The 13,488-nt window shown below is 48.1% G+C and carries 8 protein-coding genes; 3 read left to right on the top strand and 5 right to left on the bottom strand.

Annotation, left to right across the window (positions count from 1 at the left end):
* Window positions 1–355 precede the first annotated feature (355 nt).
* Window positions 356–835, bottom strand: coding sequence for an RDD family protein (locus tag RM811_RS18110; RefSeq protein WP_402527122.1), 480 nt, complete (start codon window positions 833–835; stop codon window positions 356–358).
* Between the two features lie 259 nt (window positions 836–1,094).
* Here RM811_RS18110 and RM811_RS18105 point away from each other — a divergent pair, with 259 nt between their 5' ends.
* Both RM811_RS18105 and RM811_RS18100 read left to right on the top strand, forming a co-directional pair.
* Window positions 1,095–2,543, top strand: a complete 1,449-nt coding sequence (locus RM811_RS18105) for a hypothetical protein (RefSeq protein WP_402527120.1) — start codon at window positions 1,095–1,097, stop codon at window positions 2,541–2,543.
* A 77-nt stretch (window positions 2,544–2,620) separates the two neighbouring features.
* On the top strand, window positions 2,621–3,919 hold the full coding sequence (locus RM811_RS18100; protein ID WP_402527118.1) for an anaerobic C4-dicarboxylate transporter: 1,299 nt from the start codon (window positions 2,621–2,623) through the stop codon (window positions 3,917–3,919).
* Window positions 3,920–3,935: 16 nt separating this feature from the next.
* Here RM811_RS18100 and RM811_RS18095 read toward each other — a convergent pair whose 3' ends face one another.
* The gene (locus RM811_RS18095; RefSeq protein WP_402527115.1) at window positions 3,936–4,196 is read right to left on the bottom strand and encodes a DUF406 family protein; all 261 of its coding nucleotides are present in this window, start codon (window positions 4,194–4,196) and stop codon (window positions 3,936–3,938) included.
* Between the two features lie 206 nt (window positions 4,197–4,402).
* On the opposite strand from RM811_RS18095, the gene RM811_RS18090 reads away from it, so the two are divergent.
* Window positions 4,403–4,942 carry a hydrolase gene (locus RM811_RS18090; protein ID WP_402527113.1) on the top strand — a complete coding sequence of 180 codons (540 nt, stop codon included), beginning with the start codon at window positions 4,403–4,405 and terminating at the stop codon, window positions 4,940–4,942.
* 48 nt (window positions 4,943–4,990) lie between these two features.
* On the opposite strand, the gene RM811_RS18085 is transcribed toward RM811_RS18090, so the two are convergent.
* The 3 genes from RM811_RS18085 to RM811_RS18075 all read right to left on the bottom strand — a co-directional run.
* Complete coding sequence (locus RM811_RS18085) at window positions 4,991–6,361, bottom strand: YjiH family protein (RefSeq protein WP_402527112.1); 1,371 nt, start codon at window positions 6,359–6,361, stop codon at window positions 4,991–4,993.
* 425 nt (window positions 6,362–6,786) lie between these two features.
* Window positions 6,787–7,920, bottom strand: coding sequence for a glycine cleavage system aminomethyltransferase GcvT (gene gcvT / locus RM811_RS18080; protein ID WP_402527110.1), 1,134 nt, complete (start codon window positions 7,918–7,920; stop codon window positions 6,787–6,789).
* A gap of 234 nt (window positions 7,921–8,154) precedes the next feature.
* Window positions 8,155–13,488 (bottom strand): type I secretion C-terminal target domain-containing protein (locus RM811_RS18075; protein WP_402527108.1); only part of this gene is annotated, 5,334 nt, incomplete at its 5' end.

The raw sequence follows: 13,488 nt of genomic DNA, 5'->3' as shown, positions 1-13,488 counted from the left end.
TCGTCTTTATGATTGTCCAGAATCTGATGGGGCCATCCAGTCTGGTGTTCGGGTTCCCGCCCATACTTTCTGTGCTGATTCCTATCCTGATATGTTTTCTTGCCGGGGCTGTCTTATTGAGACGGGCTGCATAGCTATGTGAAGCAATAGTACCTGACGATAAAGAAATTACTGCTTGTCAGGTGTTGTTTATAAACGGGTTAATGCCAGGGAAGTAGTATTGTAGAAAGTATCAGTCTCCGTCATTCCCGCGCAGGCGGGAATCCATCTCGAGAGTGGGAGTCTATCTCGAGCAGTGGATCCCCGCCTGCGCGGGGATGACGGTGTGTAGTGATATCTGGAAACTATTATTTCTTCACTTGCATTTTTTAGCTGGTTTTTCTAAAAGGATAACTCTGGATGATGAAGCCATGTCCTGCCAGCTTCGTCTTTTTCGGTCAATGAATGCCCATAGAAGCCCTGTGCCGGCAAGGGATAAGGCGGGTATCGCCATGAGAAAACGGATAACACTTTGTCTTGGAGTGATTAAGCTGTTTTCATTATTCACAACTTTTATTCGCCAGGCCCTCATGCCCAGTGTTTGGCCGGATCGAGTCCAGAAAAAACCAAAAAAACCGTAAATAATGATCACTTGCACTGCGAAGAAAAAGCCCCCCCCCAGGTTATAACCCTGTTCTGTCATTGCTTTTAACTGCTCGGCGCCAAAAATCATAACCTGGACAAACAGGTTAAGGAAACCTGCCAAAAACAAAAGTGCCAGAATTAATAGAGAATCGTACAACATAGCAGCAGCTCTTCTCCATATAGGCGCTGGAGTGAGGTTAGTGGCTTCCATCGATCTCTTGCCTTGTTATGTAACTATGGAGGGCATTCTATCAGTCATTTAAAAATGGAACAATTTTACGTGTTAGCTGTCTCATGGGTATTGCCTAATGGGTCTTAATATTCATTGGTTATTTATAAATATTTATTAATAGCTGGTTTGAAATTTGAGAGTCTGCTTCAAACATGGATGGATGGTGGAAGAGTGGCGTTTTTTTAATAATAAATTGCGGTCATTGAGGTATGTGATGAGACAAGGTTGTAATATCCACTTGTTTATTATTGTTTTTATTTTATCAATGTCGAGTTTTTCTTGCCTGACTTTTTCTGATGACGATGGTGGAAGTATCAATGACTCTCACTCTATTTATGATGACGACTTTTTAGAAGGCTGGGATGATGATTCTGAAGAATATGACTCAGAGAAGATTGAAGATCAGGTTGCGAATTCTTACAAAGAATCAGTTCGTTCCAGGAATTATCCTGAGTCACCATTATTTAATCGTATTGCTGATGGGGGAGAGTATCTTTTCAATGATTTGATGATGGACTCGTTAATAACTCCTTTTTCCAGTTTTTTTAGTGAGTCTCAGGGTTTTTTTAATCACCATATTATTGACCCGGTTCGACGGGGGAAACACTACATGAGGTATATGGATAGTGTCATGCTGGGTACATTTGACAACATGGTCAAGGAAAGTACCGGTACTACCCAGTGGCCTTATGCATTAGTAGGCGGGCCTTATGGAATAATTGTCAAGAATGTCATTACTGATTTTAAACTGGGGTCAGAAGTGCGGAGCCCTGGTGTTATTGAGAGTACATATCATAATCATCCGGTATTAGTAGAACGTTTGGGGGCGGAGACAAGTGCAGTGGCTAAAACAATGTCAGAAACACACAAGAGTTCGCTGGTGGTTATTGATGTTGTAAAACCATTTTTGCCGAGAGTTGAGCTTTGGGATGAAGAAAATTCACTGTTCGCTTCTCTATATGGTTTTTATTATGCGACTAAAAAACTGGTAACTGATGTTCATAAAGTCGTTGATTTTGAAGATACTGATTATTTTAAAATGACTGGGAGGTATGAAGAGTCTGACAGAACTTTCCTGTTTCACTGGAATAAAACAATAACCAGGCGAAGCTCATTCAGAACTGGACAAATTGTTCGTGTAGACAGGAAAGGCTATTTTTCAATGGGACCCATACCGCTTGCCTGGAATTATTGTGAGGTTCTTTTGCATGAGGGAGGAACTAAAGATATTGAGGTTATTGAAGAGGAAGATGAAACAGAAATTTATTATGAACATCCTGAAACTTACGTCTGGGGAACAAAGGATAACAGAATGCTGGAGCCTGTCGAGCGCACAAGAACAGTCCGGAAGAAGGTCATCAAACCGATCCCGAATACCACTAAGTTCAGGGTTTACACGGAAAATCTCTGTCGGGCAGCTGAGGCTTCTGTTCGTTCTACAACGGAGGTTATTGCTTTCACAACGCAACGCTCATTTTCATGGCTGGTGCCCGGAATGATGTTTATCGGTGCCCCATCGGTTTCTTATCTGTTGATGCGAAACTTCAATGTTGGTAATTATTTCCCCTTGACTGCCACTCTTATGGGGGGTGTCCTGCTTACATCACTCGGTTTTCCTTCAATGTGGGAACCGGAATTTGAAGACACCATGCATAGTATTAAATTTCCTCCTCCTGTTGAGTATTAAGATAAACAACGACTCTTATCTTAAACTATCTATCCATGGATCTGTTTTTTTGAGAGCGATTTCTCAGGGGAGTTTGCATGACATGGTTACAGCTGGGTATTGTACTGGCATTTATTTTCCTGGGAGCCAGGTTGGGCAGTATTGGTATTGGCTTTGCCGGTGCTGTCGGCGTGGTGGTTTTAACCCTGGGGCTTGGACTGAATCCGGGGGCTATTCCGGTGGATGTCATCCTGATTATTATGTCAGTCATTGGTGCTGTAGCTGCAATGCAGGTAGCTGGCGGGCTTGACTATCTGGTTCATCTTGCAGATAAGTTGCTGAGAAAACGGCCGCAACATGTCACCTTTCTGGCTCCGGCAATCACCTACGGCATGACTTTACTGGCAGGTACTGGTCATACTGCTTATTCAACATTGCCGGTTATTGCTGCAGTTGCCCGGGAAAATGGTGTACGCCCCTCACGTCCTCTGAGTATTTCAGTGATCGCTTCTCAGGTAGCGGTTACTGCTTCCCCGGTTTCAGCGGCAGTGGTCGTGTTCAGTGGCTTGCTGGAACCCTTCGGTGTTGACTACCTTGAGCTGCTCTTTATCTGTATTCCGACGACGTTTTTTGCTGTTATGCTGACATCGGTGGTCTGTAATTATCTGGGGACTGAGCTTCACCAGGATGAAGTGTATCTTCAGCGGTTATCTGAAGGCCTCATTAAGTCCCGGGAGGATATTGAAACTTCAATCAAGCCAGGGGCCAGGGCCTCAGTGCTGATTTTTGGTTTAAGCATTCTGGCGGTGGTGATTTATGCAACGCTGGTCAGTGATAAAGTGGGGATCATCGAAGATCCTGTGCTACCCCGGGATAGTGCGATCATTGCATTTATGCTCAGTGCAGCCTGCCTGATTACTATTGTTTCTCATATTGATACCAACCAGATTCTTAATGCCCAGACATTTAAGTCCGGAATGAGTGCCTGTATCTGTGTGCTTGGTGTTGCATGGCTGGGCAATACATTTGTAGGGGAACACCTTGAGAACATTCAGGCACTTGCCGGGGATATGCTGGATGAATATCCCTGGTTGCTGGCATTGGCGCTGTTTTTTGCCTCCATGCTGCTGTATTCCCAGGCGGCGACTACCCGGGCACTGATGCCAGCAGCACTGGCCATTGTTGACCCGGTTACCGCTGTTGCTTCATTTGCAGCGGTCAGTGCTCTTTTTGTTCTGCCCACTTATCCGACACTGCTTGCTGCGGTTGAGATGGATGAGACGGGCTCTACCCGAATCGGCAAGCTGGTTTTCAATCACTCCTTCTTTATTCCGGGTGTTATCTGCATTTCTCTTTGTGTGTTTTTTGGTTTCCTGCTGGCCCCTCTCATTGTTTAGTCGGAGCCAAACATTCTCAATGCAGCCGGTACTCGCTGTAAAACTGGCAGTTCATCTGGAAAATAATTTTTTCAACGGCACAGCAAAAGTCAAAATGGGCGTGAATGAATGTGTCATTCTGATCATGTCGGGTTTCGCATACGATAGTACAAGGATCGGTTTCTATTCTCTGGGCGAGGGATTGCAGTTTTTGAAAATGGTCCATGGCTTCCGTTAACCCGGTTGACCTGATATCCATATCAACTTTGGTGTCGTTTAAATTGCTGACGCTGGTCATGGCTGGAACTCCATTAATAATGTTTATTTGTTGAAGCGATCCTGCTTGAATTAGCCTCTTCAGAAGCTATCTCAAATATACTTGCCACAGGCGATTAAAAAATGGACATGGATCAATAAATACCGAAAGTTAACAATTAATAACGCGTGTTGTATTGTTAAAAGGTAAGTCATTGTCATCAGGCAAGCTAATCAGGGGGAATGTTTATGCTGAATCTTGAGAGTTCGGTTCTGGTGGTTGTTGATGTTCAGGGGAAACTGGCCACCCTGATGCATGAACATAAATCGCTTTTTCATAATATTGTAACCATGGTTAAAGGGGCCAGGTTGCTGAATATGCCAATTCTCTGGTTGGAGCAGCTGCCAGAAAAGCTGGGTAATACTATTCCTGAACTGGCCAGCGAATTATCTGATTTCAGCCCTGTGCGAAAATCATCTTTTAGTGCCTGTGGTGTGCCTGACTTTATTTCAGCACTTGAAAAAACGGGACGCAGGCAGGTCCTGTTAACTGGAATAGAGGCTCATATTTGTGTCTATCAGACGGCTATGGATCTTTTGACGGGAGGTTATGACGTTGAAGTATTGGTCGATGCGGTTTCATCAAGAACATTGCAGAGCAAAGAGGTGGCTCTGGATAAAATGTGTGCCCTGGGCGCAGATCTGACCACCGTTGAGATGGCTCTTTTTGAGCTGATAAAAACGGCTGAAGCGCCACAGTTTCGTGAAGTTGCCAAGCTGATTAAATGAGTCCGGTGCGTACCTCAAACTTATGGGGTACGCATCAGCTATTCCGGATCAGAAAATAAGGTGAGCAATCCCTGCAATGACCGGTAGTGTTACCAGTGTTCTGAGAATAAAGATAATAAACAGCTCAATCAGGGTTACCGGAATCTTGCTGCCCAGCAGCAGGGCACCGACTTCAGACAGGTAGATCAACTGAGTTAGTGATAATGCCGCAATGACAAACCGTGTCATATCATTGTCGATGGACGCCGCCAGGATAGAAGGCACAAACATATCGGTGAAGCCAACCATTATCGTGGTGGATGCAGCTTGAGCCTCCGGTATCTGTAACCACTCCAGTAATGGCAGGAATGGCATTCCCAGGTACTGAAAAATGGGGGTGTGTTCCGCAATCATCAGTGCAATGGTGCCAATACCCATCACCACCGGCAGCACCCCAAACACCATATCGATGGCATTCTTGCCACCGTCCTGAATAACCTTCACCGGACTGGTTATCTTTGCTGCTTTATCCAGGGCTTGCTGCAGGCCCCATGCAAAAGCGCTGGTACCTTCAGGAATGATCTCATCATCGTCACTGCGTACCCTGCCACAGATAAAAACATCTTTTTTTCTGGACAGGGGAGGGAGCCTGGGAACAATAAAAGCAGCCACCAGTCCGGCAAAACAGACGGTCAGGTAGAACTGGGTAAACATATGGTCCAGGCCAACCTGGGCAATGACCACCAGAGAGAAGGTAATGGAAACCACGGAGAAGGTAGTACCGATAACAGCCGCTTCCCGTTGGGTGTAGTAAGAGGTCTCATACTGTTTGCTGGTCATCAGGATACCAACACTGCCATCACCCAGCCATGAGGCAATACAGTCAATGGCAGAACGTCCTGGCAGATTAAAGACGGGGCGCATGACTCGGGTCATCAGGGTGCCCAGCAGCTCCAGAAAACCAAAATTCATCAACAGGGGAAGCAGGAGTCCGGCAAAAATAAAGACGGAGAACAGTGTTGGCATCAGGTCATTCAATACCATGCCTCCCGTCACATCAGACCAGACGGATTCTGGTCCAACCTGAAAATAACTGAGCAATACAAAGATCATTCCGGCAATTCTGACCAGACACCAGATGGGTGTGATATCAAACAGAGACACCAGAAAGGGGCGCTTCATAACCAATCTTGGCAGGAAGGCTTTGGTGATGATGGTCATCAACCCGGTAAAGGTAACAATAACGGTAATTATGGTCGTCAGTTGTTCTTTGAAGACGGCTTTTAATCCACCGGCCAGCAGTGCTACAGGAATGGTAAACTCACCATCGAAACTGATCGGAGTTACAAATAGCAATAGTCCAATCAAGGACGGAATTAAAAAGGTTAACCAGTTACGAAGGCTGGTCTGTCTCTTTTTTACGGCTGTAAACTGCTTCATAACAAGCCTTGGGCTCCTCAAACTCAGTCATGCATAAAAGTATGATTCAAATCGTTCAAATTTCCTGTCCAGTTAATAACAGAGTCAGGAAGTATCGGAAATTGGCTGCCGGCATTAGTAAATGGTGAAGTCAGATGTTTTTGCTGGTTCTGACTAAATTCTGTTCAGGGTTACTATGCATTATTTCTTAATAAATATTAACTTTCCAGCAGGGGAAAGACGTATTTTTTTGATTTATTATTAGGTCTTCTGAATTTTTATTCTGTTTGGGCGATGTGAAATCATTGATTTTCACTTTTTTTAGCATATTTATGCTTTTTTGTGTGGTGATGAGTACAAGACGAAAGAGCAGACCTAAAGCGAAAGGCTGCTGGCTTGAAGGTTTCAGCCAGCAGTAGTCGTAGAGTGAAAATCAACCGCGCTGATTAACCTCGAAAGTAGCGCTGTTCAATAAAGGGCATTTTACTAACCGTCATGGGCAGTTTTTTACTTCTGACCAGTGCATACACCTCTGTGCCCAGTGTTGCATAATCAGCCTTAACCAGTGCCATGGCAACAGGGGCTTCAATCGAAGGACCATAGGTTCCTGAAGTGACCCGGCCAATAACCTGATCTTGTTCATTAACCAGTTCTGCACCTTCACGAACCGGAGCTCTGCTGCTTCCGATCAGGCCGATACGTTTAGTGGACACCTGTTTGGTGTCGATCTGTTTCAGAATTTTTTCTGACCCCGGAAATCCTCCTGTCCGCTCGCCATTGCTGCGGCGATTCTTGCTGATAGCCCAGATCAGACTGGCTTCAACAGGCGTGGTGTTTACATCAATATCATGACCATAGAGACAGAGACCCGATTCCAGCCGCAGAGAGTCTCTGGCACCAAGCCCGACTAATTCAACTTCTGGCTGGTCAAACAATAACCGGGTAATTCGGTCAGCCTCTTTTTCGGGAATAGAAATCTCAAAGCCATCCTCTCCGGTATAACCTGAACGGCTGACAAAACAGGGGACGCTATCAATGTGCAATTGGCGGGAATCCATAAATACCATGTCAGCGACGTCTGGTATTATTCTGGCCATTACCTCTGCTGCCATGGGCCCCTGAAGGGCTATTAATGCACGGTCGCTGAGGATTTCCAGTTCAATATCATCCGGTAAGCAGGATTGGATATGGCAGATGTCCTGCTCCTTGCAGGCTGCATTAACCACCAGATAAAGACAATCATCATAGCGGGTGACCATCAGGTCATCGAGAATACCTCCGGTTTCATGGGTAAACAGTGCATAACGCTGTTTTCCCACGGGAAGGTCGATAATATCGACGGGAACCAGTGTTTCCAGAAAACGATCCGCATGGTTACCGGACAGTTTCAGTTGCCCCATGTGAGAGACATCGAAAAGCCCGGCTTTATTACGGGTATGAAGATGCTCATTTTTGACCCCCAATGGGTACTGCACAGGCATTTCATAACCAGCAAAGGGAACCATTCTGGCTCCCTGGGTACGGTGAAGATCATATAAAGGGGTTTTTTTCAGCTTTTCTTCAGCAGACGCTTCAGACATCCATCGTCTCCATTATAAAGTAGTGAACTTATCTCTGAAATCAGAGTCAATTCTCAGGGATTGGGTTTAGTCAGTTATTATCGGATTAAAGACCCATTTTAGTCGCTGGTTATTGGTCATGTTTCTGGTGGACGGGCTGAAGAAGATTTCACGAACAGGTACCACTGTCAAGGCGTGCCGGTGAAACGTCTAATGACAGACCGTCAAAGGGTATTTGACAGCCTGCCGCTTCCCTTATCCCCCGTGATCAATATTACCGTTATCCAGTAAATTGTTAATGATATCACTGTCAGTACTGCCAAGACTGAACAGGTCAACGTCCTTAAAGGTGACTCGCTGAGAAACATCGCCATCCGCCTGAGGGCTGACCTCCATCACCGTATCATTGCCTTCAGTGGTAAAGTGGAGGTAATCGTCCAGACTGTTATCAGGATTAACGAGCAAGTCATCCAGAACCAGCTTATCGCCCTCATCTGCGTGGAAATCAGTAATAATCAGGTCTGCCACATCGTTGGCGCTGCCGGAAACATTAAGGTGTATGACATCAGCACCGCTGCCACCGGTCACCGTGGTGTCATCATGATCAACGGTGAAGATATCGTCACCTATATCACCCAGTAGTGTTTCCACTCCCGTAGTGGTGCTGTGACTGTAACCGGCTACACCACCACTAATGGTGGTAGCAGTATTACCACCGCCATCAGTAAGACTGCTGCCGCTGTAGTCGAATATCACCTGATCACTGCCTGTCACTGCCGCGCCATCAAAAGTCAATGTCGCCGTATTATCGGTTATATCAACGGTTGTCAGTGTTCGTTCAGCACCATTGACCTTAACCGTAAACTCATCGACTGCCGGCGTACCTGCCAGACTTTCATCAAATATCAGGGCAAGATCATTACCCAAAACCATGGCCTGATTCAGCTCAGGGGCTTTCAGGTCAGCGGCGATCACTGCGACACCCGTTATGCCATCGGTGGTGCTGACATTACCGGCAAGATCCCTGACCAGACCTGCAGCAATGTCCACCAGATCATCACTGACATCACCTGCGGTCAAGGCTGCTATCGCGTCCATTTTCACGCTCGAGAACTGGACCAGAATGCTGTTGTCACCCAGAATCCTGGCACTGGTTATATCATCTTCAGTAAAGGTCAGGGCATCCGTGCCATTGACCTTGTAAGTCAGCTTGGTCCAGTCAAGCACTGGCCTGACAGTTTCAACCGTGGCAGAACCCACCAGAATCTCCTCAAAGCCTGAACCATCGATCTTCAGCAAGCCGGTAACAGAATCATAAAAAGTATCGGTAATGGTGGCCGCTGGCGGCGTTGTACTGATTGCAACCTCCAGCTGGGCAGACAATGAGTTTTCATCACCCTCGGCTGGCAGGCCGAGATCAGCAGTACGATCCCAGGCGCCAGAGCTCGGATCATCCCTGTCAACACCTATACCATCATTCAACTGGTGTAAACCGTAACCGTGCTCGACAAAGGCTCCGTTCAGGGTAATTTGAGGCGATACACCCTCCAACCCAAGGCTGCTGATATCATCACCGGCCTGAACCGTGTAGGTAAACTTGAGGACTCGCCCGGCAAAGGCGGTATTGTCGGCGGCATCGTGAGCCTCCCGGCTATTCAGGGTGCTGGTGTCAAAGGTCGCCGTGGCGCCGTTACTCAGCTGCAGTTCTGGCCAGTCACCGTGGGTTCTTACCCGCATGACCTGGTTGTAGTGCACGTTAATGGTGATTTCATCACCTTCCCGATAAAACTGGTTCTCCGTATTGGCAAAACTTACCTTGGTCACTTCCGGCAGTAGCAGTGCCCTTAGCAACTCAGCACCACTGACAGCAGCAGAACCTTGAGTATCTGTCCAGTATGCATTGTTGGTTCGGTCATAGAAATTATTCAGGTCTTTAACAATGGCGGTATCGTTAATATTGCCAGCGGCATCAGGCAAAGCACCCGACTCCATAACAAATCGTGTATGAAAGCCAGTCACTCCGTCATTGTTAGGATTGTGACCCGTTTCATCCGCGTGGGCCACGTCCCCGGTGGTGTTGTAATCCCAGGTCGACAGCGCCCCGTTTTCTATGACGTAATCCAGGTCAATACTGATAGATACCAATATATGCGAGGATGATCCATACACCAGCTCTACCACGTCATCATTCAAATAAAGCTTCTGTCGGTTGAAGTGGTCATCGGTGTATTCGATGTAGATTTTGGTCCAGTCAATCAGATGCGAATCTTCAATGGGGTTTGAGGTTCCACCCACAATATTGGTGTCGTATTCCGTCTCTACTATCTTGCTAGTGTCATACAAGAGCACCATAAAGGCCGGGAAACTGGAACCCGATTTCTGGGGTCTGATGGCAAATGAAGCCTCCTGGAAATCAAACTCAGGAAGCGTGGTATCAATCGCAATATCGGACAGACTCTTGAATGATTGCGCATCATTATTGACGGGCATGTTACTGACATCCAGATCATTGCCTGCCAGATCCCGTATGGAACCCGCCGTCAGGTCAAATGGTTCAAAGGGGGCATCTGTGGCAACACGCAGATTTGAGACATTCTCACCAGCCTGGACGATGTAGTTGAATATCAGCGTATCGCTACCGGAACCAGAAGCGTAAGTCGCTGTTCCGCCAGTGTTCATATTCAGTAATGGTACACCCTCAACCTCTACAATTTCATCGATCTGTATCTCAATCTGAATCAACTCCCCTTCTTTGTAGGTGCCGTCCGGGGCTACAGAGTCCACCAGTGACACCGTGGGAGCATTAATATCAATCACTCCCAGGCTGCTCTGTCCCAGTGCGTCATTACTGTCAATATCCGGCAGGATGGTGAGTGCACTGTTGCCCGTACCGTCATAAACAGACAGGCCTGAAGGCATGGTCAGGGCATTGGCCGAGGTGTAATTCAGACTGCCGGTATTCTCTCCTGCGTCAGCACCTACGGTATAACTGAAGCGCAGAACCGAGGTGCCGGACCCGCCGGTGTAAGTCGCCAGCCCCCCATTATCCAGGGCCAGCGTCGGCTTGGTGCTGTCATCACTGGCATCAATACCGGTAATGTTCACCACCTCGCTCATTTCAACCTGTATGACCACTTCATCACCGGACTTGAAATGCCCCGGTGTTGCCAGTGACACCCGGGTCACCAGTGGTGAGGCCACATCACTGTAATCCAGAGTCAGGTCGGCAATATCTGCCTGTGCCGTCGGGTTACGGGAGGGGTCCAGTAAAAAGCCCTGAGTGATATCTACGCCATCTTCCGCGCCGCGATAACCGAAAATAGTCTCCAGTTCACTGGCTTTGGTATCCGTCAGCGTGATGGCAATGGTTTCGTTACCGGCCAGCTTGGCGGAAAACACATCATCGCTGGTCAGGGTAATATCCCGGGTGACACCGTCATCCTTGTCGATGTCGATGGTGATCTTGCTCCAGTCCAGTCGGCTGGTAAGGTCCACCGTGGTGGATTCTATGTTGCTTAGCAAGGTGTCAAAATCGGAACCCAGTATCAGTAGCTGGTTGTTCCCTTCATCCCAGGCCGCCCCGGTAATTTCAGCGATTGGAACAATAGTATCCACGCTAATATCGCTGCTGCCAGCCAGGGAGCTGGTACTATCCAGTTCAGGCAACGTCAGGCTTGCTGCAGTTCCGCTGCCGTAGACCAGTGAATTTCCAACGGCCGTGGCAAAACCTAAATCCGAAGCAAAGGTCAGGGCATCCGTACTGCGGTAATTGAGGTCATCAATATTTTCTCCCTCACTGATGGTGTGTCTGAACACCAGTTCCCGGGTACCACTGCCACTCTCGTACACTGCATTGCCCCCAACCGGGTTCTGGCCATCTGGCAGGCGGTCATCCAGCAGCAGGATCAGCGGATCGCTGACATCGTAATTCTGTAACTCCACCACTTCGCTAAAGCGTACCCTGATAACAATCTCATCACCGATGCCGTACCCACCATCCGGGGTATCCGCTGTTATATGGTCAATGGTTGCGCCGGAGGTGGTTACCGACACATCGGTTTCCGCCAGAGTATCCATACGGGCAGCGTTACCGGGAGCATCCAGGATAAATCCGGCATCCACCGCAATACGAACATCACCGGAGAAACTGCTGAGACCCGCATTGTCTGTGATAAGACCGGCGCCCTCATCAAATATAACTTCAAGACGATCCTCATAAACCAGCACTTTATTGACGGTTTCAGCCGTTATATCGAGGCTGGAGAAACTACCGTCAGGCTGCATCAGATTCAGATCCAGCTTGCTCCAGTCAAAATGAATGCCAAGTTCATCACCACTCAGGGTCAGGGACGGATTCAACACCTCCCCCAAGGCAATCATGGTTTCAAAATGATCCCCGGACAGCGTCAGATTCCAGCCATTAATCCCGTCTTCCCCCAGAGTGGCGCTGGCAAAGGTTACCCCGGGCGCCTCACCATCAATAATAATGGCCGACTGACTGGACAGTGCGTTGCTGTCAGTGGCTATCGGCACGGTCAACGAGGCTGCGTTGCCGTACAGTCCTTCAATGGAACCACCGTTCAGCCTGAGCGCACTGCTGCCGTAAACATCAAGATCTGCGCTGGTGTCCCCGTCCTGCACCTGGTATTCGAACGTCAATGTCTGCGTATTGCTGCCGCCGGTATAACGGGCGGTACGCACCTTGTCGCCGGTTTCCAGCATCAGCACAGGCTCTCCGGAAACCACAACCGCAGCGTCAAAATCAACATTGATCACAACAGTGCTGCCAGCAGCATACTCACCATCAGGCGTTATACTGCTGATGGAGTAAACCGCCGGAACGAGCCCGTCGGAGGTCAATGACACCAGAGAAATGTTGCTACTGTTGAAATCGGACGCGTTACCGGCCGCATTATAAAAGAATCCGCCACTGGCGATGGACAGATAGTCACCGTTGCCGTCATTGGAGAAACCTGTCATGGCTTCCAGCGTTTCGATTTTATCGCTGGTCAGGCGAATGTTCAGCGTATCATCCGAGACCGCCACCACACTGGCAATATCACTGCTCGCAAAGGTCACCGGAGTATCGTTGCCGTCACCGTCGACCACGTGCCACTCCAGTTTGCTCCAGTCGAGTCGGCTGGTAAGGTCAGTGGCTCGCCCTTCCCCGGCACTGAGCAAACCGTCAAACCCGGCGCCGGACAGGCTGATCACTTCATTAATCAGGAAGTTTTCACTTCCGGTAATGGCAATGGAGGGGATGTCTGTGCTGACCTGAATCGCGGCATTGGCTGCCAGGGAATGCTCGGAGCCAGGCTCTGGCAGGGTCAACAGCGCGTTATTACCCACCAGGTCGGTGATAATGCCGCCATTGAGGCTCAGGGAATCACTGGACAGGATATCAAGGTCCGGCACAGAGTCAGGGGTCACCACGGTATAAGTAAATGTCAGGGTATCCGTACCCGAGCCGCCGGCATATTCAGCGAAACGATCAATAGTACCTGTTTCCAGCTGTAAGGTTGGCTGACCGTTTACCTCAATCCGTTCAGAAAACTGAACATTGATGGTGATCTGATCACCTTCCACATA

The sequence above is a fragment of the Endozoicomonas sp. genome (assembly GCF_031844845.1).
Lineage (GTDB): Bacteria > Pseudomonadota > Gammaproteobacteria > Pseudomonadales > Endozoicomonadaceae > Endozoicomonas.
This window is presented reverse-complemented; position numbering and strand designations above follow the sequence as displayed.

Coding starts and splice junctions, on each gene's coding strand:
- gcvT (WP_402527110.1), bottom strand. CDS start 7,920: ATGTCTGAAGCGTCTGCTGAAGAAAAGCTGAAAAAAACCCCTTTATAT.
- RM811_RS18085 (WP_402527112.1), bottom strand. CDS start 6,361: ATGAAGCAGTTTACAGCCGTAAAAAAGAGACAGACCAGCCTTCGTAAC.
- RM811_RS18095 (WP_402527115.1), bottom strand. CDS start 4,196: ATGACCAGCGTCAGCAATTTAAACGACACCAAAGTTGATATGGATATC.
- RM811_RS18110 (WP_402527122.1), bottom strand. CDS start 835: ATGGAAGCCACTAACCTCACTCCAGCGCCTATATGGAGAAGAGCTGCT.
- RM811_RS18100 (WP_402527118.1), top strand. CDS start 2,621: ATGACATGGTTACAGCTGGGTATTGTACTGGCATTTATTTTCCTGGGA.
- RM811_RS18090 (WP_402527113.1), top strand. CDS start 4,403: ATGCTGAATCTTGAGAGTTCGGTTCTGGTGGTTGTTGATGTTCAGGGG.